Source organism: Pseudomonas retamae (assembly GCF_043496865.1).
Taxonomy (GTDB): Bacteria; Pseudomonadota; Gammaproteobacteria; order Pseudomonadales; family Pseudomonadaceae; genus Aquipseudomonas; species Aquipseudomonas retamae.
Genome location: NZ_JBIEIL010000001.1, coordinates 77011 through 101898 on the forward strand (window position 1 = coordinate 77011; position 24888 = coordinate 101898).

Genomic DNA, 24888 nt, shown 5'->3' on the forward strand with positions numbered 1-24888 from the left:
CGACCGAGAATGGACGCGATTGTGCGTTGGGTGTCCACGAGAATCCCCATGCTCATCGGTAGTTACTCCTCCACTCTGGTTTTCATTTCGTTGTGCGTGGCGATCCTCGCTTCGTACACCGCACTGGATCTCACCGGCCGCATCGCTACTGCCAAAGGCCGCGCCGTGCATTTCTGGACGGCCGGCGGCGCGTTCGCCATGGGCGTCGGCGTGTGGTCGATGCACTTCATCGGCATGCTCGCCTTCAAGCTGCCGATCGATCTGGGCTACGACATTGTCCTCACCGCGCTGTCGCTGCTGATTGCCGTACTGTCCTGCGGCTTTGCCCTGTGGCTGGTCAGTCAGCCAAAGTTGCCGATCCTGCAACTGGGCTTCGGTGCACTGATCATGGGTTCAGGCATCAGCGCCATGCACTACACCGGCATGGCGGCGATGCGCATGACTCCGGGCATCGATTACGATCCGGCGCTGTTCGGCGCCTCGTTGCTGATCGCCGTCGGCGCTTCGGCCGCAGCGCTGTGGATCGCCTTCCGTCTGCGCCAGCATTCGCCTCATGTGCGGCTGATTCGTGCCGGCGCAGCGGTGATCATGGGTGTCGCCATCGTCGGCATGCATTACACCGGCATGGCCGCTGCGCAATTCCCGGCGGGCAGTTTCTGCGGCGCCACGCTCAACGGATTGAAAGGCAACGGCCTCGACGGACTGGTCTTGATCACCACGCTGGCGGTGCTGTCGATTGCCTTGCTCACCTCGATCCTCGATGCGCGCCTTGAGGCGCGTACCGCCGACCTCGCACATTCGTTGACCGTGGCCAACCGCGAACTGACCCAGCTGGCGCTGCACGACCCGCTGACCGGCCTGCCGAATCGCATGCTGCTCGACGATCGCATCAATCAGGCGATGAAAAAGGTCGACGAGCACGGCGGCTGCTTCGCGCTGATGTTCATCGATCTGGACGGTTTCAAACCGGTCAACGATGCGTTCGGTCATCACATGGGCGACCAGCTGCTGCGCGAAGTCGGTGTGCGTCTGCGTGAAGACTTGCGCGGCCAGGACACGCTGGCGCGGATCGGCGGCGATGAATTCGTTCTGCTGGTGCGTCTGAGCGAGCCCAACGATGCACTGGGCCTGGCTGCGCGCCAGGTCGGCTTGATCGCTCAGGCGTTCCGCGTCGCCGACCATGATCTGCAGATATCCGCGAGCGTCGGCATTGCCCTGTATCCGGGCAACGGCCATAACGCCCAGGAACTCTTGATGAACGCGGACGCGGCGATGTACCACGCCAAGGGCGGCGGGAAAAACGGCTACAGCTTTTTCGATGCGTCAATGAACAACAACGCGCGCAAGCAGTTGCAGCTGTTGCAGGACCTGCGCGCGGCGCTGGAGCACAGCCAGTTCAGCCTGCATTACCAGCCCAAGTTCGACGCCGGCAATGGCCGCGCGGTCGGGGCCGAAGCATTGCTGCGCTGGCAGCACCCGGTGCACGGCATGCTGATGCCGGACAAGTTCATCGAGCTGGCGGAGAAAAGCGGCCTGATCATTCCGATCGGCGAGTGGGTGCTCAACGAGGCCTGCCGGCAGATGCGCGAATGGTTCGTGCTCGGTTACACCGACTGGCGTATCGCCGTGAACCTCTCGGCCTTGCAGTTCTGCCACACCGGACTGGTGCGCAGCGTGGCCAAGGCCTTGGCCACGCACCATTTGCCAGCGAACAGCCTGACCCTGGAAATCACTGAAACCACGGCGATGAGCGATGCCGATGCGAGCATGACCGTGTTGCAGGAGCTGTCGGACATGGGCGTCGACCTGTCGATCGATGACTTCGGCACCGGTTATTCCAGCCTGATGTACCTCAAGCGTCTGCCGGCCAACGAGCTGAAGATCGATCGGGGGTTTGTCCGCGATCTGGAGCATGACAGCGATGACGCGGCGATTGTTTCGGCGATCGTCGCGCTGGGGCAGGCGTTGGGTCTGCGGATTGTTGCCGAAGGGGTCGAAACCGGGGTGCAGCAGAAGTTTCTGACGCAGTTGGGCTGCGATTCCTTGCAGGGCTATCTGCTCGGGCATCCGATGCCGGCCGAGCGGTTCATGCAGGACATTGTGCGCGGTGAGGCGCTGGCGCTGGCCTGATTGACCGCGTCATCGTTCTTCGCGAGCAGGCTCGCTCCCACAGGGGAGCGCATGCAAAACCCGGCAATGACGGTTATTCTTGGCCCCGACTGTCACGTGTGCATTTGGGGGAAAGGCCAGCATGGATAAAGTCATCGTGATCACCGGCGGCGGGCGCGGCATCGGCGCCGCTACGGCGCTGTTGGCTGCCGCGCAGGGCTATCGGATCTGCATCAACTATCAGTCGGATGAACAGGCTGCGCACAGCGTGCTGGAGCAAGTCCGTGCGCTCGGCGCCCAAGCCATTGCAGTGCGCGCCGACGTCAGTATCGAAGACGAAGTGATCGCGCTGTTCCATCGCGTCGACACCGAACTGGGCCGGGTTACCGCACTGGTGAACAACGCTGGCACCGTCGGGCAGAAGTCGCGGGTCGATGAGATGTCCGAATTCCGTATTCTGAAAATCATGAAAACCAACGTGCTGGCGCCGATCCTCTGCGCCAAGCACGCGATCCTGCGTATGTCGCCCAAGCACGGCGGGCAGGGTGGCAGCATCGTCAACGTCTCCTCCGTCGCCGCGCGCCTCGGTTCGCCGAATGAATACGTCGATTACGCCGCCTCCAAAGGCGCACTCGATACCTTCACCGTCGGGCTTTCGAAGGAAGTCGCGGGCGAGGGCATCCGGGTCAATGCGGTGCGTCCGGGTTATATCTATACCGATTTTCATGCCTTAAGCGGCGACCCGGACCGGGTCAGCAAGCTGGAATCGGCGATCCCGATGGCCCGTGGCGGGCGCCCGGATGAAGTGGCGGAGGCGATTGTCTGGTTGTTGTCGGACAAGGCGTCGTATGCGACGGGGACGTTTGTGGATCTGGGGGGCGGACGCTGAATTTTGAAATTTGTGTTGCCCGCGCCGGCCTCTTCGCGAGCAGGCTCGCTCCCACAGTAGATTTGTGAATACAGAACCAATGTGGGAGCGAGCCTGCTCGCGAAAGGGCCAGTCCAGGCAATATCAATCTGTCAGAACGACCGCACAATCCGCCCCAACGTCTCCATGGCCTTTTCCGAATCCTCGGTCCACGGGCTGCCGTAATTCAACCGAATACAATTCCTGAACCGCTGGGTCGGCGAGAAAATCGGCCCCGGTGCGATGCTGATGCCCTGCGCCAGCGCCATCTGGAACAACTTCAGCGAATCCATCTGCGGTGGCAATTCCAGCCACAAAAAGTACCCACCTGCCGGCTGGCTGACCCGCGTCTGCGCGGGGAAATAGCGGGCAATAGCGGCGAGCATGGCGCTTTGCTGCTCTTCCAGGGCGTAGCGCAATTTGCGCAAGTGACGGTCGTAACCGCCGTGTTGCAGGTAATCGGCAATCGCCGCTTGCGCCGGCATCGAGGCGCACAGCGAGGTCATCAGTTTCAGTCGTTCGATCTTTTGCGCGTAGCGCCCGGCGGCGACCCAGCCGATGCGGTAGCCGGGGGCGAGACTTTTGGCGAACGAGCCGCAATGCATCACCAGCCCTTCGGTGTCGAATGCCTTGGCCGGTTTCGGCGCGTGCTGGCCGTAATAGAGCTCGGCGTAGACATCGTCTTCGATCAGCGGCACCTGGTGCTCGCGCAGCAATTCGACCAGTTCCTGCTTCTTCGCCTCGGGCATGGTCGCGCCCATCGGGTTCTGGAAACTGGTCATGCACCAGCAGGCCTTGATCGGATGGCGTTCCAGCGTCTGCGCGAGCACGCCGAGGTCGATGCCGTCGCGCGGATGCACGGGGATTTCCACGGCTTTGAGTTTGAGGCGTTCGAGCACTTGTAGGCTGGCGTAGAACGCCGGGGCTTCGATGGCCACCAGATCGCCGGGTTCGGTCACCGCTTGCAGACACAAGTTCAACGCTTCGAGGGCGCCGTTGGTAATCAGCAGTTCTTCCATCGGCAGCATCAGCCCGCCGACCATGTAGCGCAGGGCGATTTGCCGGCGCAATTGCGGATTGCCCGGCGACATGTCGGTAACCACCATGCGCGGGTCCATCTCCCGCGCGGCGCTGGCCAGCGAGCGCGACAGCCGTTGCAGCGGGAACAGGGTCGGGCTGGGAAATGCCGAGCCGAAAGGCACGGTGTTCGGGTCCTTGATCGAATCCAGTACCGAGAACACCAGTTCGCTGACGTCGACTTCGGTGGATTCGTTGACCTGATGGCTGATCACTGGCTCGGAAAACGGGCTCGGCGCATGGGTATTGACGAAATAGCCGGAACGCGGCCGCGCGCGGATCAGGCCGCGGCGCTCGAGCAGGTAATAGGCCTGAAACACTGTGGACGGGCTGACGCCGTAGGTCTGGCTGGCGTAACGCACCGACGGCACGCGCTGGCCGGGGCCGAGGACGCCGGAGCGGATCAGTTCAGCGATGTCGTCGGCGAATTTTTCGTAGCGTTTCATCTTGTGTCCGCATTGGGTTTCATTCTGGAAAACCGTGTTGCCTTCATTCGCGAGCAGGCTCGCTCCCACACTTGAGCGCATTCCCTTGTGGGAGCGAGCCTGCTCGCGAAGGCCGCGCCGCAGTCTAACGGCTCAACGATTCATCGGCGCAACAAACCTGCTCTTGGCCACGCTGTACACCTGTGGCTCGTCGCTGTCGGCGATCTTGAAACTCAACGTCTGCGAGCTGCTGCTCGGCCGTTCGCTGGTCATCGCCACGGACACCGGCACATCGATAATCTCGCCGGGCGCCAGGCTCAGTTCGGTCTGCCCTTGCAACTGGAAGCCATCCGCGTCGACCAGTTGCAGGTTGTAGTTCTGTCGATGTTGAGTCTTGTTGATGACTTTGAGGCTGTAGATGTTCTCGATCTGCCCCAACGCATTTTCGCGAAACAGCCCACGATCCTTGGTTACGTCCAGCGAGACCATTGGCCGCTCCACCAACGCCAGCGCCAGCGCGCCGATCATCACCAGCAGCACCAACGTGTATCCGATCAGACGTGGGCGCAGCAGATGCGTCTTGCCACCCTGCAATTCGCGCTCGGAGCTGTAGCGGATCAGGCCGCGCGGGTAGTTCATCTTGTTCATGATCGAGTCACAGGCGTCGATGCACGCGGCGCAACCGATGCACTCCATCTGCAAGCCGTCGCGGATGTCGATCCCGGTCGGGCAGACCTGCACGCACAGTTGGCAATCGATGCAATCGCCAAGTCCGGCTTCTACAGGTTTGGTTTCGCGTTTGCGCGGGCCACGGTTTTCGCCGCGGGCGGCGTCGTAGGCGATGGTCAGGGTGTCCTTGTCGAACATCACGCTCTGAAACCGCGCGTACGGACACATGTGCATGCACACCGCCTCGCGCAGCCAACCGGCATTGATGTAAGTGGCGGCGGTGAAGAACAACACCCAGAACAGGCTGACCCCGCCGATCTGCAAAGTCACCAGCTCCTCGGCGAGGGGCCGGATCGGCGTGAAGTAGCCGACGAAGGTCAGCCCGGTGAGCACGCTGATCGCCAGCCACAAGGTGTGCTTGGCCGCGCGGCGCGCCAGTTTGTTCAAGGTCCACGGCGCGGCTTGCAGTTTGATCCGCTGGTTGCGCTCGCCTTCGGTGATCTTTTCGCACCACATGAAAATCCACGTCCACGAACTTTGCGGGCAGGTGTAGCCGCACCAGACGCGGCCGGCAAACACAGTGATGGCGAACAGGCCGAACGCGGCAATGATCAGCAGCGCCGACAGCAGAATGAAATCCTGTGGCCAGAAGGTTGCGCCGAAGATGTGGAACTTGCTCTCGGCCAGATCCCAGAGCACCGCCTGGCGATCGCCCCAGTTCAGCCACACGGTGCCGAAGAACAACGCAAACAGAAACCCTGCGCCGCTCAGGCGCAAGCTGCGGAACAGACCGGTGAAGCTGCGGGTGTGGATCTGCTGGTCGCTGGACTTGACTGTGGCCTTCAGCGGGCGTGCGGGCACCTTCTTTATATGAGGTGCTTGGGTGGGGGACGCTTCAACGGTTCGGACGGGAATCTGTTCGCTCATGGTCGTTTGCTCATCAGCCTCCATCAGGCCGGAGCACTATGAGCGTCGATCTGTTTGCAGAACAGACTCAGGTATTTGAATAAAAAGCGGATCAGATGAGCTTTGGCGCAGCGCCTGCGTCAACTTGAAGCAGCACGCGGACAAAGGCGCAAGCGCCTATCGCAGGCGTTCGCGCACGGTGTTGATCAAGGTCAGTCAAACCACCGAATCACCGGTGTCGGCTTTCACGTGTTCGCGACCGTCTTTGGCGCCGGCGACGGTCAGTGCGTCGACTTCAGCTTCGGTCAGGTAGATGCGCTGACCTTCGATATCGACGGCCGACATGGCTTTGTCGGTGTCGGTGATCACAGTCAAGTCGCTGCACAGGCGTATTTCCTCGCCGTGTTCAACGGTAAAAAAACAGACCTTTTGCTCAGGGTTGGTTTCATCGATTCGAACAGGCATCGCGGCAGTCCTTGTTCCAGTGAGATCTGTACGTTAGGAAGCGCAGCGTGCCGATCGTTCTGCGCAACCGATTAATGGTCGCCGTTGTCCATCGTTTATCAAGCCAATAACAAGAGAGTGCACGATGGAAGACTGGTGGGACGAGGTGTGGCAAACCCTGCAGGCTGAATTTGCCGACGTCGCCGATGCATCACAGATCACCCGCATCACCGTACGCCTGGTGATGGCGGCGGTGCTCGGCGGCATTCTCGGCTTCGAGCGCGAGCACAAGGGCAAGGCTGCGGGTGTGCGCACGCACATGCTGGTGGCGCTGGGCGCCGCGTTATTCGTGCTGGTGCCGCAGACGTCGGGTGCGGAATCCGATGCCATGAGTCGGGTGTTGCAGGGCGTGATCGCCGGGATCGGCTTTCTCGGCGCCGGGACCATTCTGAAGAATCAGCAGGGCGACGAGGCTCACGTCAAAGGCCTGACGACGGCGGCCGGGTTATGGATGACGGCGGCAATCGGCGTGGCGGTGGGGCTGGGCAAGGAGGCGACGGCGCTGCTGAGTACGATTCTGGCCCTGGCGATCTTCAGCGTGATGCCTCATGTGGTTCGGGTGTTCGAAAAGGACGTCGACAAGAACGACCACCTCTGACTGATTGCTGCCACGGTGATCGTTCCCACGCTCTGCGTGGGAATGCCTCAAGGGTCGCTCCGCGTTCCAGCTTCAGAAGGGACGCAGAGCGTCCCGGGCTGCATTCCCACGCAGAGCGTGGGGAACGATCGGTAAAAAAAAACGGGCTGCATTCCCACGCTCTGCGTCGGAATGCCTCAAGGGTCGCTCCGCGTTCCAGCTTCAGAAGGGACGCAGAGCGTCCCGGGCTGCATTCCCACGCGGAGCGTGGGAACGATCGGGTACAAAAAAACGGGCTGCATTCCCCCGCAGAGCGTGGGAATGATCAGTGTGCGGGGTTAGACGATAACCGGGGGCATCGTGCTTGGTGGTTCTTCTTTCGGCGGCGGCGTGGTGCCGGGCGGTTCCTGCTCGGGCACCGGCGGCGGTTCGGTTTCCGGCAGGGTCGGTTTGTCGATGTTCGGGTCCGGCGTTTCCGCCGGGATCGGGATAGTCATTGGTAACCTCCGTGTGGCACATGGCTTGGGACGTGCTTAAGTGGGTTGACCACCTTGCGGTGATTTCGATCCGCGGTCGTGACACAGCAATTTCATCTGAACTTTTTTCCGCGCCGGTCGCTCGGAACCTAAGTGAGTTCAACACGGGGCGGCTGCCTTGTCGCGAACAGTGATCAGGCACAAGAGCGTCCTTGGGGCGTAGAAGGAGAGATGCTCAATGACTGCTGATAAACCTTCCGAGCACAGCTATAACCCGCACATGCCGCTGTCGCAAGCCTTGCTGCTGCCGCGTATCGTCATCGAAAACACCATGCCGACCCTCGATGGCGGCCAGTTCGCGGTCAAGTCGATCGCCGGGCGCGACGTGGTCGTCACCAGCAAAGTCTTCGCCGATGGCCACGACAAACTGGCGGTGCGCATCCGTTGGCGCGAAGCCGGCGCCGAGGTCTGGCAGACCGAAGTGATGGCCGATCAGGGCAATAACGGCTGGCAAGGCCAGTTCCGCCCGGAGGAGCAGGGCCGCTACGTCTATTGCATTGAGGCATGGATCGATCACTTCGCCAGTTTTCAGTATGAACTGGAGAAAAAGCACAGTGCCGCCGTGCCGGTATCGCTCGAACTGCAGGAAGGCCGCAGCATGGTGCAGCAGGCCGCCGAACGCAGCGAAGGCCAGCTCAGCGAAGACCTCGCAGCGCTGCACCACGAATTGTCCGGCCTGCTCGAAACCGAGCAGGTCGCGCTGTTTCTGCACTCGCGCAGTGCAGAGCTGATGGCCCAGGCCGATCACCGCGCCTATCTGAGCATCAGCCCCGAATTCCCCGTTGACGTTGAACGTGAACTGGCCGAGTTCGCCAGTTGGTACGAGCTGTTTCCGCGCTCGATCACCGACGATCCCAAGCGCCACGGCACGTTCAACGATGTGCATTCACGCTTGCCGATGATCCAGGACATGGGGTTCGACGTGCTGTACTTCACGCCGATCCATCCGATCGGCCGTGCGCACCGCAAAGGTCGCAACAACTCGCTGACTGCCGGCCCGGATGATCCCGGCAGCCCGTATGCGATCGGCAGCGAGGAGGGCGGCCACGAAGCGATCCACTCGCAGCTCGGCACGCGTGAAGATTTTCGCCGGCTGGTCGCAGCGGCTGCGGATCATGGGCTGGAGATCGCCCTCGATTTCGCCATCCAGTGCTCCCAGGATCACCCGTGGCTCAAAGAGCATCCGGGCTGGTTCAACTGGCGCCCGGACGGCACGATCAAATACGCCGAGAACCCGCCGAAGAAATATCAGGACATCGTTAACGTCGACTTTTATGCGCCGGATGCGATTCCGAGCCTGTGGGTTGAATTGCGTGACATCGTCATCGGTTGGGTGAAGGAGGGTGTGAAGATCTTCCGCGTCGACAATCCGCACACCAAACCGCTGCCGTTCTGGCAATGGCTGATCGCCGATGTGCGCGCCTTGTACCCGGAAGTGATCTTCCTCGCTGAAGCTTTCACCACACCGGCGATGATGGCGCGTCTGGGCAAGGTGGGTTACACGCAGAGCTACACCTATTTCACCTGGCGCAATACCAAGGCCGAGCTGGCTGAATATTTCACCGAGCTGAATCAGTCGCCGTGGCGCGAATGCTACCGGCCGAATTTCTTCGTCAATACGCCGGACATCAACCCGGCGTTCCTGCATGACTCCGGGCGCCCCGGGTTTCTCATTCGGGCGGCGTTGGCGACCATGGGCTCGGGCCTGTGGGGCATGTACTCGGGTTTCGAGCTGTGCGAATCGGCACCCGTGCCGGGCAAGGAGGAGTATCTGGACTCGGAGAAATACGAGATCCGCGTCCGCGACTTCACCGCACCGGGCAACATCATTGCCGAGATCGCCCAGCTCAACCGCATCCGCCGGCAGAACCCGGCGCTGCACACGCACCTGGGCCTGAAGGTCTACAACGCCTGGAACGACAACATTCTGTACTTCGGCAAGCGCAGCGCGGATGGCAGCAATTTCATTCTGGTGGCGGTCAGCCTGGATCCGCATAACGTCCAGGAAGCGAATTTTGAACTGCCATTGTGGGAAATGGGTCTGCCAGACGATGCGACCACCCACGGCGAGGACTTGATGAACGGCCACCGCTGGGACTGGCATGGCAAATACCAGTTCATGCGCATCGACCCGGCGTATCAGCCGTTCGGGATCTGGCGGATTACTGCGTGAACATCCAACCCCTGTGGGAGCGAGCCTGCTCGCGATAGCGATCTTGCAGGCGACGCCTTCGGTGAATGTCCAGACGCATTCGCGAGCAGGCTCGCTCCCACAGGGTATGCAGCGCATTCGAGTCAAGTGAACGGCTCACGGTTTTTCCAGAATTGAACAGGAGTTTCACATGGCGAAGAAACCCAAGGCAGCCGCCTTCATCAAAGACCCGCTCTGGTACAAGGACGCGGTGATCTACCAGGTTCACGTCAAATCGTTTTACGACTCCAACAATGACGGAATCGGCGACTTTCCCGGCTTGATCGCCAAACTCGATTACATCGCCGACCTCGGCGTCAACACCATCTGGCTTTTGCCGTTCTACCCTTCGCCACGCCGCGATGACGGCTATGACATCGCCGAATACCGCGGCGTGCACAGCGATTACGGGACCATGGCCGATGCGCGGCGGTTTATCGCCGAGGCGCACAAGCGCGGCTTGCGCGTCATTACCGAGCTGGTCATCAACCACACCTCGGACCAGCACCCCTGGTTTCAACGGGCGCGCAAGGCCAAGCCCGGCTCCGCGGCGCGGGATTTCTATGTGTGGTCGGATGACGATCAGAAATACGACGGCACGCGGATCATCTTCCTCGACACCGAGAAGTCCAACTGGACCTGGGACCCGGTCGCCGGCCAGTACTTCTGGCACCGCTTCTATTCGCACCAGCCGGACCTGAATTTCGACAATCCGCAAGTCATGAAAGCGGTGCTGTCGGTGATGCGTTACTGGCTGGACATGGGCATCGATGGCCTGCGTCTGGACGCGATTCCGTACCTGATCGAGCGTGACGGCACCAACAATGAAAACCTGCCGGAGACCCACGACGTCCTCAAGCAGATCCGCGCCGAGATCGACGCCAACTATCCCGACCGCATGCTGCTCGCCGAAGCCAATCAATGGCCGGAAGACACGCAGTTGTACTTCGGTGACACCGATGCTGCCGGCATCAACGGCGATGAATGCCACATGGCCTTTCACTTCCCGCTGATGCCGCGCATGTACATGGCGCTGGCGCAGGAAGATCGTTTTCCGATCACCGATATTCTGCGTCAGACCCCGGAAATTCCCGCCAACTGCCAGTGGGCGATCTTCCTGCGCAACCACGATGAGCTGACCCTGGAAATGGTCACCGACAAGGAGCGCGATTACCTGTGGAATTACTACGCCGCTGACCGTCGCGCGCGGATCAACCTTGGCATCCGCCGCCGTCTGGCGCCGTTGATGGAGCGTGATCGCCGGCGCATCGAATTGCTCAACAGCCTGTTGCTGTCGATGCCCGGCACGCCGACCCTGTATTACGGCGATGAGATCGGCATGGGTGACAACATCTATCTGGGCGACCGCGATGGCGTGCGCACGCCGATGCAGTGGTCGATCGACCGCAACGGCGGCTTCTCCCGCGCCGACCCGGCGAGTCTGGTGCTGCCGCCGATCATGGACCCGCTCTATGGTTATCAATCGGTCAACGTCGAAACCCAGTCCGGTGATCCGCATTCGCTGCTGAACTGGACGCGTCGCCTGCTCGCCGTGCGCAAGCAGTCCAAGGCGTTCGGCCGTGGCTCGTTGAAAATGCTCTCGCCGAACAACCGGCGGGTGCTGGCGTATATCCGCGAATACACCGATGTCGACGGCAAGCACGAGATCATTCTCTGCGTGGCCAACGTGTCGCGCAGTGCGCAAGCGGTGGAGCTGGACCTTTCAGCCTATGCCGGGATGGTCCCGGTGGAAATGCTTGGCGGCAACGCGTTCCCACCGATCGGCCAGTTGAATTTCCTCCTGACCCTGGCGCCTTACGGCTTCTACTGGTTCGGTCTGGCCGCAGAAAACCAGATGCCGAGCTGGCACGTCGAGCCGGCGCAGAGCCTGCCGGACTTCACCACCTTGGTGCTGAAAAAACGCATGGAAGAACTGCTCGAAGCGCCATCGCGCACGACGCTTGAGCAAAGCATTCTGCCGAACTGGTTGCAGAACCGCCGCTGGTTCGCCGGCAAGGACGCGGCGATCGAGAAGGTCCATCTGGCCTACGGCGTGCGTTTCGGCGATGCCCAGCATCCGGTGCTGCTCAGCGAGATCGAGGTCACTGCTGGCGGCCAGACCCATCGCTATCAATTGCCGTTCGGCTTCATCGCAGAGGATCAGGTCGGTCCGGCGTTGCCGCAGCAATTGGCGCTGTCGCGTGTAAGACGCGTGCGACAGGTCGGTCTGATCACCGATGCGTTCAGCCTTGAAGCCTTTGTTCGTGCGGTGCTGCAAGGCATGCAGAACGACACGGTGCTGGAGTCGGCCGAGGGGGAAATCCGCTTTGCCTCGACACCGCATCTGGAAAAACTTGGCCTCGGCGCAGAGTCGGAAGTGCGTTATCTGTCGGCCGAACAGTCGAACAGCTCGGTGGTGATCGGCAACAGCCTGGTGCTTAAGCTGATACGTAAAGTCGCTTCTGGCGTACACCCGGAACTGGAGATGAGCGCTTACCTGACCGAGGCCGGATTTGCCAATATCTCTCCGCTGCTGGGTTCGGTGATTCGCCGCGATGGCGCAGGCGAAGACAACCTGCTGATGATCGCCCAAGGCTATCTGAGCAATCAGGGCGATGCGTGGGAATGGACACAGAACAATCTGGAGCGGGCATTGCGCGACGAGCTGGCTGATGCCGTCTCCGAGCAGGAGCAACATTACAACGCCCTCGGCGAGCTGAAGGATTTTGCCGGCATGCTCGGCCAGCGTCTGGGCGAAATGCATCAGGTGCTCGCCGCGCCGACCGACAATGCCGATTTCGCACCGCAAGTGGCGTCGGCCAAGGACATGCAGGCGACCGGCAAGGACGTTGCCGCACAAGTCGAGCGTGCGCTGACCCTGCTCAAGCAGCATCAGGGCGAACTCAGCGCCGCGGACCAGAAACTGGTCAAGCGCTTGATCGACGACAAGAAAACCATCCTCGCCCATGTGCAGGATCTGGCGAAAAAAGCCACCGGCGGGCTGCGCATTCGCGTCCACGGCGACTTGCATCTGGGGCAAGTGTTGGTAATCAAGGGCGATGCTTACCTGATCGATTTCGAGGGCGAACCGGCACGGCCGTTGAGTGAGCGCCGTGGCAAACACAGTCCGTACAAGGACGTCAGTGGAGTGCTGCGTTCCTTCGATTACGCAGCGGCGATGACCATCAACGTGCACAGCGTCGATAACAGCGCCGAAGCTGAAGCTGCGCGTAAACGCGTCGCCGAACGCTATCTGCGTGAAGCCCGCGAGGCATTTGTTCAGGCCTATCGCCAGGCAGCGGCTAACCTTGATCATGCCTGGCAGGATCCTGAAGGTGCCGACGCCGCGCTGGCGCTGTTCGGCCTGGAGAAGGCGGCCTATGAAGTGGCCTATGAAGCCTTGAATCGCCCCACGTGGCTGCCCGTGCCATTGCACGGTTTGTATGGGTTATTGACGGGGCTTAAACCCTTTTCCGATCTTGGTGGAGAGTAGTCATGAGTTTCTCGAACAAGGAACAGGGTCAGGTCAAAGAGGCCTTGCTGCCCTCGGCAAAAGATATCGATGCCTTGGTGCGTGCTGAGCATCACGATCCTTTTTCCATTCTCGGTCCGCACGGCGATGGCGCTGGCGGGCAATTCATCCGCGCCTATCTGCCCGGCGCGCTAAGTGTGGCGGTGCTGGACAAGGAAAGCGGCGAAGAACTCGGTCCGCTGGAAATGACTGAAACGCCCGGCCTGTTCGTCGGCCACTTTGCCCAGGCGCGTTCATACCTGCTGCGCACCCGCTGGGCGGGTGGCGAGCAGGTCGCGGAAGATCCTTATAGCTTTGGCCAGTTGCTCGGTGAGATGGATTTGTACCTGTTCGCCGAAGGCAATCACCGCGACCTCAGTGCCTGCCTCGGTGCGCAGCTGAAAACCGTCGACGGCGTCGACGGTGTGCGTTTCGCCGTGTGGGCGCCGAATGCCCGGCGGGTCTCGGTGGTCGGGGATTTCAACGTCTGGGACGGTCGCCGCCATCCGATGCGCTTGCGCCACCCCTCCGGGGTGTGGGAGCTGTTCATTCCGCGTATGCAAGCGGGTGAGTTGTACAAATACGAGATTCTTGGCTCGCACGGCATTTTGCCGCTCAAGGCCGACCCGATGGCGCTGGCCACCAGCCTGCCGCCGGACACCGCCTCGAAAGTCGCCTCGCCCTTGCAGATCGACTGGCAGGATCAGGAGTGGATGAGCAGCCGCCACGAGCGTCAGCAACGTGCCAGGCCGCTGTCGATCTACGAATTGCACGCCGGTTCGTGGCAATGCGAGCTGGACGATCTCGGCGAAGTAGCGCGCCAGTACAGCTGGCCGGAGCTGGCCGATCGACTGATTCCGTACGTGAAAGAACTCGGTTTCACTCACATCGAATTGATGCCGATCATGGAGCATCCATTCGGCGGTTCGTGGGGCTATCAGTTGCTCTCGCAGTTCGCGCCGAGCGCGCGTTATGGCACGCCGGATCAGTTCGCCGCGTTCGTCAATGCCTGCCATCAGGCCGATATCGGTGTGATCCTCGACTGGGTGCCGGCGCATTTCCCGACCGATACCCACGGCCTGGCGCAATTCGACGGCACCGCGCTGTATGAATATGCCAACCCACTGGAAGGCTTCCATCAGGACTGGGACACCCTGATCTACAACCTTGGCCGCACTGAGGTGCATGGCTACATGCTGGCTTCGGCGTTGCATTGGTTGAAGCATTTCCATATCGACGGTTTGCGCGTCGACGCGGTGGCTTCGATGCTCTATCGCGACTATTCACGCAAGGCCGGCGAATGGGTGCCGAACCGCCACGGCGGGCGCGAGAACCTCGAGGCGATCGACTTTCTGCGCCACCTGAACGACGTGGTCGAACTGGAAGCGCCGGGCGCGCTGGTGATCGCCGAAGAGTCCACGGCATGGCCCGGTGTCAGCCAGAGCACCCAGCAGGGCGGCCTCGGCTTTTCCTACAAATGGAACATGGGCTGGATGCACGATTCGCTGCATTACATCCAGCAGGACCCGGTGTACCGCGCCCATCATCACAACGAACTGAGTTTCGGTCTGGTCTACGCCTGGTCCGAACGTTTCATTCTGCCGATCTCCCACGACGAAGTGGTGCACGGCAAGCACTCGCTGATCGACAAGATGCCCGGCGACCGCTGGCAGAAATTCGCCAACCTGCGCGCCTATCTGAGTTTCATGTGGACCCACCCGGGCAAAAAGCTGCTGTTCATGGGCTGCGAGTTCGGCCAGTGGCGCGAGTGGAACCACGATCAGCAACTGGACTGGTACCTGCTGCAATATTCCGAGCACAAAGGCGTGCAGAAGTTGGTCGGCGACCTCAATCGGCTGTATCGCGAAGAGCCGGCGCTGCACGATCAGGACGACGCGCCACAGGGCTTCCAGTGGTTGATCGGTGATGACGCGATCAACAGCGTTTATGCGTGGCTGCGCTGGAGCAAGGAGGGTGAACCGGTGCTGGTGGTGGCCAACTTCACTCCAGTGCCGCGTCAGGCGTATCGGGTTGGCGTGCCGTTTGCCGGGCGCTGGAAGGAACTGCTCAACAGCGACGCTGAGACTTACGCCGGTTCCAACTATGGCAACGGTGGCGGGGCGCAGACCGAAGAGGTGCCGAGCCATGGTCAAGCGCTATCGCTGGAATTGAACCTGCCGCCGCTGGCGGTGTTGATTCTCAAGCCAGAGGGTCAGTAAACCACCCAGATCCTGTGGGAGCGGGCTTGCCCGCGATGACGCGGGCACTTTCAGCATTGACAGTGACTGACACGCCGCCATCGCTGGCAAGCCAGCTCCCACAGGGGGCTATGGGTGAAGCTGAAATCACCAACGCATCCGCACTCCCAGGCTACCAATCAACCCGTTCAAATCATTGTCATCGACGTCGCTGCTGTAATCGGCACTGACATACAGGCTCACCGTCGGACTCATGCGTGCTACCAGTCCGAGGCCTAAATCCACAGTTGATGACTTGCGGCTGCTGCTGATCTTGTCGACCTGATCCAGGGTTACCGTGCTGCCGGTATAGACCGTGTGCCAGAGGTTGGTGCGCACGTAGGGTTCCACCGGCAAACCGTTCAAATCGTAACTGCCTTTCAATCGCGCACCGACGCGGCCGCTCCACGCCGACAGCTCGCTGGAGGAATTACCGGACCCCGCGTAAGGCGTGTCGAGGCTGATGCGTTGGTTTATCAATTGCGCCTGCGGTTCCACCACCCAGTTTTCGCTGAGCCCGATGGGAAAACCGCCTTCGACCGAGAAGGTCATCGCGCTGCCTTCAGTGACCTGGCGTGCGCCCTGCGCGTTGCGGCTGAAACCACTGACCCGGCCGGCGCTGGCGGACAGGTCGACATGCCAGCCCTGAGCGCCGGTCAGGCTGTAATAGGCACCGAGGCTTTGGCCCTGCAGATTCAACGTGTCAGTACCGGGCGCGGCGAGGGCGCGGCTGGTCAGCGGGCCGTTGCGGTTGGCCTGAATCTGATTATCGCCACCGATGAAGCCGATGGTTTGGGTAAAACCGTTGTTGCTTTGCAGGGTCAGCAACGCCGGGCCTTTGCTTTCGCCACTACCGGCAATCGCATAGCCTGACGACAACACATCGGTTTGCGCCTGCCGCGCACTGCGCCCGTACAACTCATCCCAGGCTGACGGCGCCAGATGTTCGCTGACCAAGGGTGCGTCTTGCGCATCCCCTGGGGTAATCACCGTGGCGGGCAGGGTCATCACCGGCACATCCGCGCGATACCAGATGCGGGCGTCATCCGCCGCTGGCTCGGCCTTGGCCTCCATGGACGAGCACAACAGGATCGAGCTCGACACGGTGCAGAAAGTGATTTTGATCTCTTGTGGGGTGAGTGAAGTTTTCATGGCGGTCTACCTTGCAGGCGCATGCGGCATCTCGATGTGGCGCCTCTCCTACCCCGAACGAGGGGCGACCGAATGGAGCGGGGCGAGCCGGGACCGCTCGCTTTTGCGAGTGGCCGGAGGTTCGTCCCGGTAGTAATTCCGGGGTAGTAAGGTAGAGATAAGAAGAGCGACGCCCTTGCGTCAAGAAACTGGACGATGGGCGGTAATGGCAAAACGGCTCCGCCAAATCCTTGTTTTTCGGCGTATTACTAAGTGGTTGTTTGTGCGAGGAATCGCTTGCGCAACAGCCAGGTAGAGCTGTTTAGTCGCCGACGGAAGGTAGTCGTCCATGCGTCAACAGTGGCGCCGCCGACCTCGGCGCCGAGCAAGGCACTGTCAAAATTGCGGCTACAGATGCACTTCCACCGCCAGCGGCAAATGATCGGAAAGATGCGTCCAGGGCTTGTTGCCGAGGATCTGCGGATCGTGGCTGCTGGCATTGCGCAAATAGATACGGTCCAGTCGCAACAGCGGGAAGCGTGCAGGATAGGTCTTTGCCGGTCGGCCGTGATGACGCTCGAACGCCTCGTGCAGATAATCGCGCCGGGCGAGGGCGACGTTGCCTTGCAACTGCCAGTCATTGAAGTCGCCGGCAATGATCACCGGTGCGTCGTCAGGCAACGATTCCAGCAACTGGCAAAGCAGCTTCAACTGCAATTGCCGGTGGCTTTCAAGCAGGCTCAAATGCACGCAAATGGCATGCACTTCGGCGTGCCCCGGCACATCGAGTATGCAATGCAACAAGCCACGCCGTTCCGGGCCGGTGATCGAGACGTCGAGGTTGCGGTATTCGCGGATCGGGTATTTCGACAGCAGGGCATTGCCGTGATGACCGTCGGGGTACACGGCGTTGCGCCCGTAGGCGAAATCGCTCCACATGCTGTCGGCGAGAAATTCGTACTGCGAGGTTTGCGGCCATTCGTTGTAACGACTCGAATGCCGTTCATGTTCACCCACCACTTCCTGCAGGAACACCAGGTCGGCCGCCGTACTGCGCACCGCTTCGCGCAACTCGGGCAGGATGAAACGGCGATTGAGTGCGGTAAAGCCCTTGTGAGTATTGACCGTCAACACGCGCAGGCGATGAATGACGGGTGCGTCGACACGCTGACGCTCGGGTTCGCTGGACACGTTCACTCCTCGAAATTGCGCACGCTTGTTCATGCGACTGATGGGGAGCGGTGGCAGTTCCGTCTCAAATGGTCATTGAACACCACCGAGCCCTTGTGGGAGCGAGCCTGCTCGCGAAAGCGCCGGGTCAGCCTACTGAAATGTTGAATGTGAAGGCCGATTCGCGAGCAGGCTCGCTCCCACACGGGCTCGTTCGTACAGAGGGATCTTGCGGTCAGACGAAGACGATTTCGTAGGGCAAGCGCATGCGCTCCAGAATCACCGGCGGCAACAGCGGTGCGATGCCGATGGCCGGCTCACCGTTGAGCTGGCTGGCATAGGCGTGGGTGGCGTGGCTTTTGCGCGCGACGGTCCAGGTGTCGAGGCGCACTTTGCGTGCGCGTTCCCAGGGAATCTGCTGCTGTTCGCGCTCCGGCCAGTGCCAGGCCCAGACCGGCACGTCATGGTAGCGCGCGCCGACCCGTTCAGCGGCTTTGGCGCTGGCTCGACCGACCGCTTCATGGTCATCATTGCCGTCGTTGCACCAGGTGCTGAAAACCACGTCGCCGGGGCGCAGGTAACGGCTGATGAACTCGCAGACCTGCGCTTGCTGTTCGCGCAACGCGTTGTCGGTAAAACCACCGCGCACCCATTTCAGGCTGTGCATCGGCAGGCCGAGGCGGCGCAGGGCTTCGACGCTTTCCTGCGGGCGGAATACGCTCAGGCGTTTTTCCGACCATTGCCGCGAGCCGGGGTGGCTGGCGCTGCCATCGGTGATCGAGAGCAATTGCAGCGGGTGGCCGAGGTTGGCGAGCAGTTGCAGGAGGCCACCGCACGTCACCACCTCATCGCCGGGATGCGGGGCGATCAATACGGCGCGGGCGCCGGCGGGCACCAGGCTGAGGGTATTGATCACGGGAATGCTGTCGAGCTGCGCGGCGGTGTTCCAGATTTGCGCCGGCAGATTGCTGTCATTGAGGATGAACGGTTTCATCAGGGCGACGTCCTTGTGTGGCATGCCCGGCGTCATCGGTCGTAGACGCGATCCGCGAACGCTGAAGGCAAATGGGTTGCAACTGTGCGGTGCTCCGACCCTTGGGTTACCGCGATGCAGAGTATTGCTCAAGACACGGGATTCGTCGCGTCACAGATCAATCTGATCCGTATTTTTTTCGCCTGACTGTGCCAGATTGCGCAAAAAGTCGCCGAATCCGCCACGGGCGCGACTGTCGAGGCGGGCGCTGGTGTGCACCCGTGGGCGATGGCTCCAGGCGATGTGCGCACCCGAGCGTTCCAGGGCGCGCACCAGGTGCACGTCCTCATCGCAGGCCAGCGGTTTGAAGCCGCCGGCAGTGATATAAGCTGCGGCGCTGAAGCCCAGATTGGCGCCGTGGATATGTCGATGCCCCTCACGCGCCTGATAGTGGCGGTGATAGCGGATTTGCGCCGCTTCATCGACCGAGTCGGGCCAGTGCTCGACAGTCACCGTGCCGCATACCGCGTCAGCCTGCAGGCCGAGCTGAGCGACCAGCCAATCGTCGGCGACACGGCTGTCAGCGTCGGTGCAAGCGATCCAGCGTGCACCGCGTTCGAGGAGCCACCAGGCGCCGACGGCGCGCGCTTCACCGACATTACTGGCGTCGATCGACAGGCTCAGCACCGGGTATCGACTAACGATCTGCGCCGAGCGATCGGTGCAGCTGTCGAGCACCACCAGCACCTGCACTTCCTCGCCGGCCAGTTGCACATGTTGACTGGCGCGCAATGCGGCGCGCAGGCACTCATCGAGTAACGCCTCTTCGTTGTGTGCCGGAATCACGATCCCAATCAACGCAAACCCTCCAGCGCCGCCACCGAACGTGGCTCGCGACTCCACACCTCAAGAATGAAATCCGCTTCCTGGTGCAGCACCAGACGCGGCAATGCCAGCTGTTCATGGATCTGATCGTGGACCTGCCGTGCATTCAACGGGCAGCCCTCGATCGGCGGGCGCCAGTGGCAGGCCAGTAATTGGCCGTCGGCAGTCAGAGAATTGCTGATGTGGCGGATCACTTCTGTCAGATCCTGGCGGTCGAGGTAGTAGCCGATTTCGCTAAATACAATCAGGTCGAATTTTTCCTCCGGCCAATGGCCGGGGAGGCGGTTCTGGCGCACTTCGACATGCTCGAACAGGCTCAAGCGAGTTTGCGCCAGCTTCACCGCCGCGCCGGCGGTATCGCAACAGACCAGGCGGCTGCAACGGTTAGCCAGCTCGGCGCTCAATTCACCGTTGGCGCAACCCGGTTCGAAGATCGCCCGATAGTGCGGACGCGGCAGGGCGGCGAGGGTGATCGCGCGTTTGCGCTGTTCGTACCAGCGTTGGCGGAATGCCCATGGGTCGTCGTTACCGGAAAACAGGCCGTTGAAGTAGCGATCCTCGACGCTCACACGAACACCACTTCGAATGGCTGTAACAGCCGCTCAAGAACATACGGCGCCAATACCGGCGCAAGCCCGGCATCGCGATCGCCTTCCAGTTGGCTGGCGAACGCATGGGCGGCGTGGCGCTTGCGTGCGACGTGGGTCGGTGAAAGGAGAATTTTGCGCGCGCGTTGCCACGGCACTGCTGCGTCTTCCGGCGTCGCCCAGTGCCAGGTCCACACTGGTAGCTCATGGCACACCACGCCAGCGCGGCGCGCCGCTTCGAGACTGGCGCGGCCGACCGCTTCATGATCGCTGTGACCGTCCTCACGCCACGTGGTAAACAGCACGTCCTGGGGATGCAGATAGCTTTGAATGAATTCGCTCAGCGCCTGTTCCTGCGCCGCCACTTGCGTATCGTTGAAACCGCCGCGCAGCCATTTCAGGCTGTGCATCGGCAAGCCGAGACGGCGCAAGGCTTCGGCGGATTCCTGCGGGCGCACGACGCTCAGGCGTTCGACCGGCCAGCGGGTCGAGCCGGGATGGCTGGCGCTGCCGTCGGTGACCGAGATCAGTTGCATCGGCCGCCCGGCGGCGGCAAGCAGTTGCATCAGCCCGCCGCAACCGAGCACTTCGTCATCCGGATGCGGTGCGACGATCACTGCGCGTGCGCCGGGCGGCACCAGATCAAGCACATCGATTACCGGCAGCTCCGCCAGGCGCCGCGAGTTCTGCCACTGATGCAGCGAGGTGCCCTGGCCGACAATCGGATTGGCTTTCATAGTGCCCAGACCTCGCCGGGTTGCTGTGCAACTCTTTGCCCGAGCGCGGCGAGATCGCGCTCGGCGTGACTCTGGCGCAGGAACACCGGCAGGTCAGCCACCAGATGAGCGAAGCGTCGGTCCTGACAAAACGGCCCGGCGCCCAGTGCTCGGCCAGTGTCACGCAACACCTGTTCAACCGACTGCTCGACCACCGCCCGCGCACGCCGCGCCAGCAATTCAGCGTCGGCTTCGGGCTGGGCATCGATTTGCAACGCGCTGAAACGCAGCACATTGGCTGCCGCCTGCAAGGCACTGTCAACCGCACCAAGATGCGCCAACGCGTGCGGCTCGTCGCGTTCGGCACAGTGCTGGCGTAAACGTTCGCCGATCTGCCGCGCCGCACCGTACCAGCACGCGGCGATGCCGATCCCGCCTTGCCAGAAACCCGGCCGTTGCAGGTAGTCGCCGGGATCACCGATGGCTTGAGCCTCGGCATTCTCGAACTCCACCTCGACGCTGCCGGTGGCACTCATGCCCACGGCTTGCCAGCCTTGCTCGGTAATGGTCACGCCGGGTTGATCAAGGGCCACCGCGACCAGTTGTTGCTGATCGTCCGCGTTCCACGCCGTGAGCAGGGCATGACTGAGTACCGCGGCGCCGGAACACCAGGCCTTGCGCCCATTCAGATTGACCATGTGCCCGGCCGGGCTGACCTTGACGCGTGCCTGCGGCGGTTCTGCCGCCCACATGCCCCAAGTGCTGCCCGGTGTCGGGGTGCCGCCCAATTGTTCGATAATGGCCAGTGCGTCGGTATGACCTTCGTACAATTTGCACAGCCCCAGATCGTGCCCACCGACCGCGGCCAGACGCTGAAAACGCTCCAGCGTGTGACCGCTGCCGGGCAGCGGCAAGCGATCCAGTCCGGCCTCGACCATTGCCCGCAGGCATTGACCGAGGGCAGCGGTGGCGGGGTAATCCGGCGCACGTCGGGCCAGATAGCTTTGCAGGTCCATATCAATCTTCTTCGTCGCGTTGCAGTTCAAACAACAGCAACGAGCGCCCGGTCACCGAGTATTCGTGGCCGAAGTCGAAGCGTTCCTGACCGCGAATCGCCGGCTGATTGGTATCGACCATGCACGTCCAGAAACCGCCATCGGGCACTTCCGGCAGAACGAAATTGACAATGTCATGATGCGCGTTGACCACCAGCAACAGCGTCGCGTCGGCCCCCTTGCGGCGGATCCCGGTTTCCTGCGCGCGACCGTCGAGCAGCATGCCCAGGCAGCGGTTGTGCGCGTCATGCCAGTGCTCGGTGGTCATCTCGGTGGCGTCCGGCGCTAGCCAGGTGACGTCCTTGACGCCGATATCCTCGTTGTACTCGCCGACCAGGAAACGCCCACGGCGCAGGATCGGGTAGGCCAGACGCAGCTTGATCAGGCGCTTGACGAACTTCAGCAGGGCCTTGCCGTCTTCGCTCAGGTCCCAGTTGACCCAGCCGATTTCGCTGTCCTGGCAATAGGCGTTGTTATTGCCGTCCTGGGTGCGGGCGAACTCATCGCCGGCGACGATCATCGGCGTGCCTTGGGCTAGCAGCAGGGTGGCGAAGAAGTTGCGCATCTGCCGGTGGCGCAGCGCATTGATTTCCGCATCGTCGGTCGGGCCTTCGACGCCGTGGTTCCACGACAGGTTGTTGTTGCTGCCGTCCTGATTGTTTTCGTCGTTGGCTTCGTTGTGCTTGTCGTTGTACGAGACCAGATCGTTGAGGGTGAAACCGTCGTGCGCGGTGACGAAGTTCACCGAAGCGTAAGGCCGGCGCCCGCGTTGATTGAACATCTCGCCCGAGGCGGTCATGCGGCTGGCGAAGTCGGCGAGCTGGCCGTCGTCACCTTTCCAGAACGCGCGCACGGTGTCGCGGAACTTGTCGTTCCACTCGACCCAGCCTGGCGGGAAGTTGCCCACCTGATAACCACCCGGGCCACAGTCCCAAGGCTCGGCGATCATTTTCACCTGACGCAGCACCGGGTCCTGACGGCAAGCGACGAGGAAGCTGTGACGCTCATCGAAACCGTCGTGATAACGACCGAGAATAGTCGCCAGGTCGAAGCGGAAACCGTCCACGTGCATTTCACTGGCCCAGTAGCGCAGCGAGTCGGTGACCATTTGCAGCACGCATGGGTGGCTCAGGTCGAGGGTGTTGCCGGTCCCGGAATCGTTGATGTAGTAGCGCTTGTCGTCGGGCATCAAACGGTAGTACGAGGCGTTGTCGATACCGCGCATCGACAGGGTCGGGCCTTGCTCGTTGCCCTCGGCCGTGTGGTTGTAGACCACATCGAGGATCACTTCGAGGTTGGCATCGTGCAGGTGCGCGACCATTTCCTTGAACTCGGCGATCTTGCCGCTGGCCAGATAGCGCGGGTCCGGGGCGAAGAAGGCAATACTGTTGTAGCCCCAGTAGTTGGTCATGCCTTTTTGCAGCAGATGCTGGTCATTGACGAAGGCATGGATCGGCAGCAATTCGACGGTGGATACGCCGAGCTTGCGGACGTGTTCGAGCACATCGTCGACCATCAGCCCGGCAAAGGTCCCGCGTACGTTTTCCGGCACGGAAGGGTGACGCATGCTGATGCCACGCACGTGGGTTTCATAAATGATCGTTTTGTCCCATGGCACGCTGACGCGGTGGTCGTTACCCCAGGTGTGCGCCGGGTCGATGACCTTGCACTTGGGCACGAACGGCGCGCTGTCGCGTTCATCGAAACTGAGATCGGCGTCCGGATGGCCGATGGTGTAGCCGAACAGCGCTTCCGACCATTTCAGTTCGCCCACCAACTGCTTGGCGTACGGGTCGATGAGCAATTTGTTGTGGTTGAAACGGTGGCCGTTGGCCGGATCATAGGGGCCGTAAACGCGGTAGCCGTAGATCAGGCCGGGATGCGCATCGGGCAAATAGCCGTGGTAGATCTCGTCGGTGTATTCGGGGAGTTCGATGCGCTCGAGTTCGACTTCACCGGCATCGTCGAAGATGCACAGTTCGACCTTGGTGGCATTGGCGGAAAACAGAGCAAAGTTTACCCCCAGACCATCCCAGGTCGCACCGAGCGGGAAGGGCAGGCCTTCACGGATTCTGGACGGCTCGGCGTGCGCGGCGGGCTCGGCTTTTTTTGGACGGGTCATGATTGCTCCTGCAAAAACGCGGATGTTGCTGGATGAGTGCATTTCCTGTGGGAGCGAGCCTGCTCGCGAAGGCGTCGGAACAATCGACATCTTTGTGGCTGACCCACCGCTTTCGCGAGCAGGCTCGCTCCCACAGGGTAGTTTTGGGTGTTTCTTGAGGGCGAGTTGGCCCTCGATGGCGAGCAAGCCCGCCATACGTTCGTTCAGTTCAATACTCGAGTAGCGTCAGATCGCCGGAGGCTTTCTCGGCGCGCGCGGTTTCTTCTCGGCAGCTTTTTCGCCTGGCGGCACCACTTTCGGGGTGCTGGCCGGCTTGGCCTTCGCTGCCGGTTTGGCTTTCGCCGCCGGCGTGGTCTTGCCGTTTACCGCTTTACCCTCAGTCGCCTTGCTGGTCGCGGTCTTGCCGGCGGTTTTGCTGCCCGTGGCCTTTGGCGGCTTCTTCGGTGCCAGTGCTTCGGCCTCAGCCAGCTTGCGCGCCATCTCCCAGTGGCGCTCCTCATGGCCTTCGGGTTTACCTTCCGATTCCCATATCTGATAAGCGAATTCGCGAATGCGTTTATCGTCGGTGCTCATCGCAATACTCCTGAACTGAACTCATGC

At 61.5% G+C, this 24888-nt stretch carries 19 protein-coding genes; 6 read left to right on the forward strand and 13 right to left on the reverse strand.

Annotated features, from left to right (window positions below):
- Positions 1-48 precede the first annotated feature (48 nt).
- The gene (locus ACGSLL_RS00355; protein WP_394502025.1) at positions 49-2130 is read left to right on the forward strand and encodes a putative bifunctional diguanylate cyclase/phosphodiesterase; all 2082 of its coding nucleotides are present in this window, start codon (positions 49-51) and stop codon (positions 2128-2130) included.
- A 121-nt stretch (positions 2131-2251) separates the two neighbouring features.
- Positions 2252-2998: an SDR family oxidoreductase gene (locus ACGSLL_RS00360; RefSeq protein WP_394502027.1), complete on the forward strand. Its 747-nt coding sequence runs from the start codon at positions 2252-2254 to the stop codon at positions 2996-2998.
- Positions 2999-3129: 131 nt separating this feature from the next.
- Here ACGSLL_RS00360 and mapR read toward each other — a convergent pair whose 3' ends face one another.
- The 3 genes from mapR to ACGSLL_RS00375 form a co-directional block, all read right to left on the reverse strand.
- Positions 3130-4539, reverse strand: a complete 1410-nt coding sequence (mapR, locus tag ACGSLL_RS00365; RefSeq protein ID WP_093101296.1) for a GntR family transcriptional regulator MpaR — start codon at positions 4537-4539, stop codon at positions 3130-3132.
- Positions 4540-4671: 132 nt separating this feature from the next.
- Positions 4672-6114 (reverse strand): cytochrome c oxidase accessory protein CcoG, encoded by a 1443-nt coding sequence (gene ccoG, locus ACGSLL_RS00370; RefSeq protein ID WP_394502030.1) that lies wholly within the window; start codon positions 6112-6114, stop codon positions 4672-4674.
- Positions 6115-6309: 195 nt separating this feature from the next.
- Positions 6310-6558: a DUF3203 family protein gene (locus ACGSLL_RS00375; protein WP_394502032.1), complete on the reverse strand. Its 249-nt coding sequence runs from the start codon at positions 6556-6558 to the stop codon at positions 6310-6312.
- A 124-nt stretch (positions 6559-6682) separates the two neighbouring features.
- Here ACGSLL_RS00375 and ACGSLL_RS00380 point away from each other — a divergent pair, with 124 nt between their 5' ends.
- Complete coding sequence (locus tag ACGSLL_RS00380; RefSeq protein ID WP_394502034.1) at positions 6683-7195, forward strand: MgtC/SapB family protein; 513 nt, start codon at positions 6683-6685, stop codon at positions 7193-7195.
- Between the two features lie 317 nt (positions 7196-7512).
- Here ACGSLL_RS00380 and ACGSLL_RS00385 read toward each other — a convergent pair whose 3' ends face one another.
- On the reverse strand, positions 7513-7671 hold the full coding sequence (locus ACGSLL_RS00385) for a hypothetical protein (RefSeq protein WP_258449191.1): 159 nt from the start codon (positions 7669-7671) through the stop codon (positions 7513-7515).
- A 217-nt stretch (positions 7672-7888) separates the two neighbouring features.
- On the opposite strand from ACGSLL_RS00385, the gene ACGSLL_RS00390 reads away from it, so the two are divergent.
- From ACGSLL_RS00390 to glgB, 3 genes are all read left to right on the forward strand, one after another.
- Positions 7889-9883, forward strand: coding sequence for an alpha-1,4-glucan--maltose-1-phosphate maltosyltransferase (locus ACGSLL_RS00390; RefSeq protein WP_394502037.1), 1995 nt, complete (start codon positions 7889-7891; stop codon positions 9881-9883).
- Positions 9884-10052: 169 nt separating this feature from the next.
- Positions 10053-13394 (forward strand): maltose alpha-D-glucosyltransferase, encoded by a 3342-nt coding sequence (gene treS, locus ACGSLL_RS00395; protein WP_394502039.1) that lies wholly within the window; start codon positions 10053-10055, stop codon positions 13392-13394.
- A gap of 2 nt (positions 13395-13396) precedes the next feature.
- Entirely contained in the window at positions 13397-15631 is a 2235-nt protein-coding gene (glgB, locus tag ACGSLL_RS00400) for a 1,4-alpha-glucan branching protein GlgB (protein ID WP_394502041.1), read from the forward strand.
- 126 nt (positions 15632-15757) lie between these two features.
- Here the strand turns inward: glgB and ACGSLL_RS00405 are convergent, their stop codons facing one another.
- The 9 genes from ACGSLL_RS00405 to ACGSLL_RS00445 all read right to left on the reverse strand — a co-directional run bounded on the left by ACGSLL_RS00405 (position 15758) and on the right by ACGSLL_RS00445 (position 24861).
- Complete coding sequence (locus ACGSLL_RS00405) at positions 15758-16801, reverse strand: autotransporter domain-containing protein (protein WP_394502043.1); 1044 nt, start codon at positions 16799-16801, stop codon at positions 15758-15760.
- A 387-nt stretch (positions 16802-17188) separates the two neighbouring features.
- Entirely contained in the window at positions 17189-17971 is a 783-nt protein-coding gene (locus ACGSLL_RS00410; protein WP_090283735.1) for an endonuclease/exonuclease/phosphatase family protein, read from the reverse strand.
- Positions 17972-18185: 214 nt separating this feature from the next.
- On the reverse strand, positions 18186-18944 hold the full coding sequence (locus ACGSLL_RS00415; RefSeq protein WP_394502046.1) for a PIG-L deacetylase family protein: 759 nt from the start codon (positions 18942-18944) through the stop codon (positions 18186-18188).
- 150 nt (positions 18945-19094) lie between these two features.
- The gene (locus ACGSLL_RS00420; RefSeq protein ID WP_394502048.1) at positions 19095-19781 is read right to left on the reverse strand and encodes a glycosyltransferase family 2 protein; all 687 of its coding nucleotides are present in this window, start codon (positions 19779-19781) and stop codon (positions 19095-19097) included.
- On the reverse strand, positions 19778-20377 hold the full coding sequence (locus tag ACGSLL_RS00425) for an SAM-dependent methyltransferase (protein ID WP_394502050.1): 600 nt from the start codon (positions 20375-20377) through the stop codon (positions 19778-19780). The genes ACGSLL_RS00420 and ACGSLL_RS00425 overlap by 4 nt, the downstream gene beginning before the upstream one ends.
- Positions 20374-21132, reverse strand: coding sequence for a PIG-L deacetylase family protein (locus tag ACGSLL_RS00430; protein WP_394502053.1), 759 nt, complete (start codon positions 21130-21132; stop codon positions 20374-20376). The genes ACGSLL_RS00425 and ACGSLL_RS00430 overlap by 4 nt, the downstream gene beginning before the upstream one ends.
- Positions 21129-22127 (reverse strand): acyl-CoA dehydrogenase family protein, encoded by a 999-nt coding sequence (locus ACGSLL_RS00435; RefSeq protein ID WP_394502055.1) that lies wholly within the window; start codon positions 22125-22127, stop codon positions 21129-21131. Before ACGSLL_RS00435 ends, ACGSLL_RS00430 begins: the two co-directional genes overlap by 4 nt.
- A 1-nt stretch (position 22128) precedes the next feature.
- Positions 22129-24288, reverse strand: coding sequence for a glycogen debranching protein GlgX (glgX, locus tag ACGSLL_RS00440; protein WP_394502058.1), 2160 nt, complete (start codon positions 24286-24288; stop codon positions 22129-22131).
- A 225-nt stretch (positions 24289-24513) separates the two neighbouring features.
- A complete protein-coding gene (locus tag ACGSLL_RS00445) occupies positions 24514-24861 on the reverse strand; it encodes a DUF2934 domain-containing protein (protein WP_090283722.1) in 348 nt (115 codons plus the stop codon).
- Positions 24862-24888: the final 27 nt, after the last annotated feature.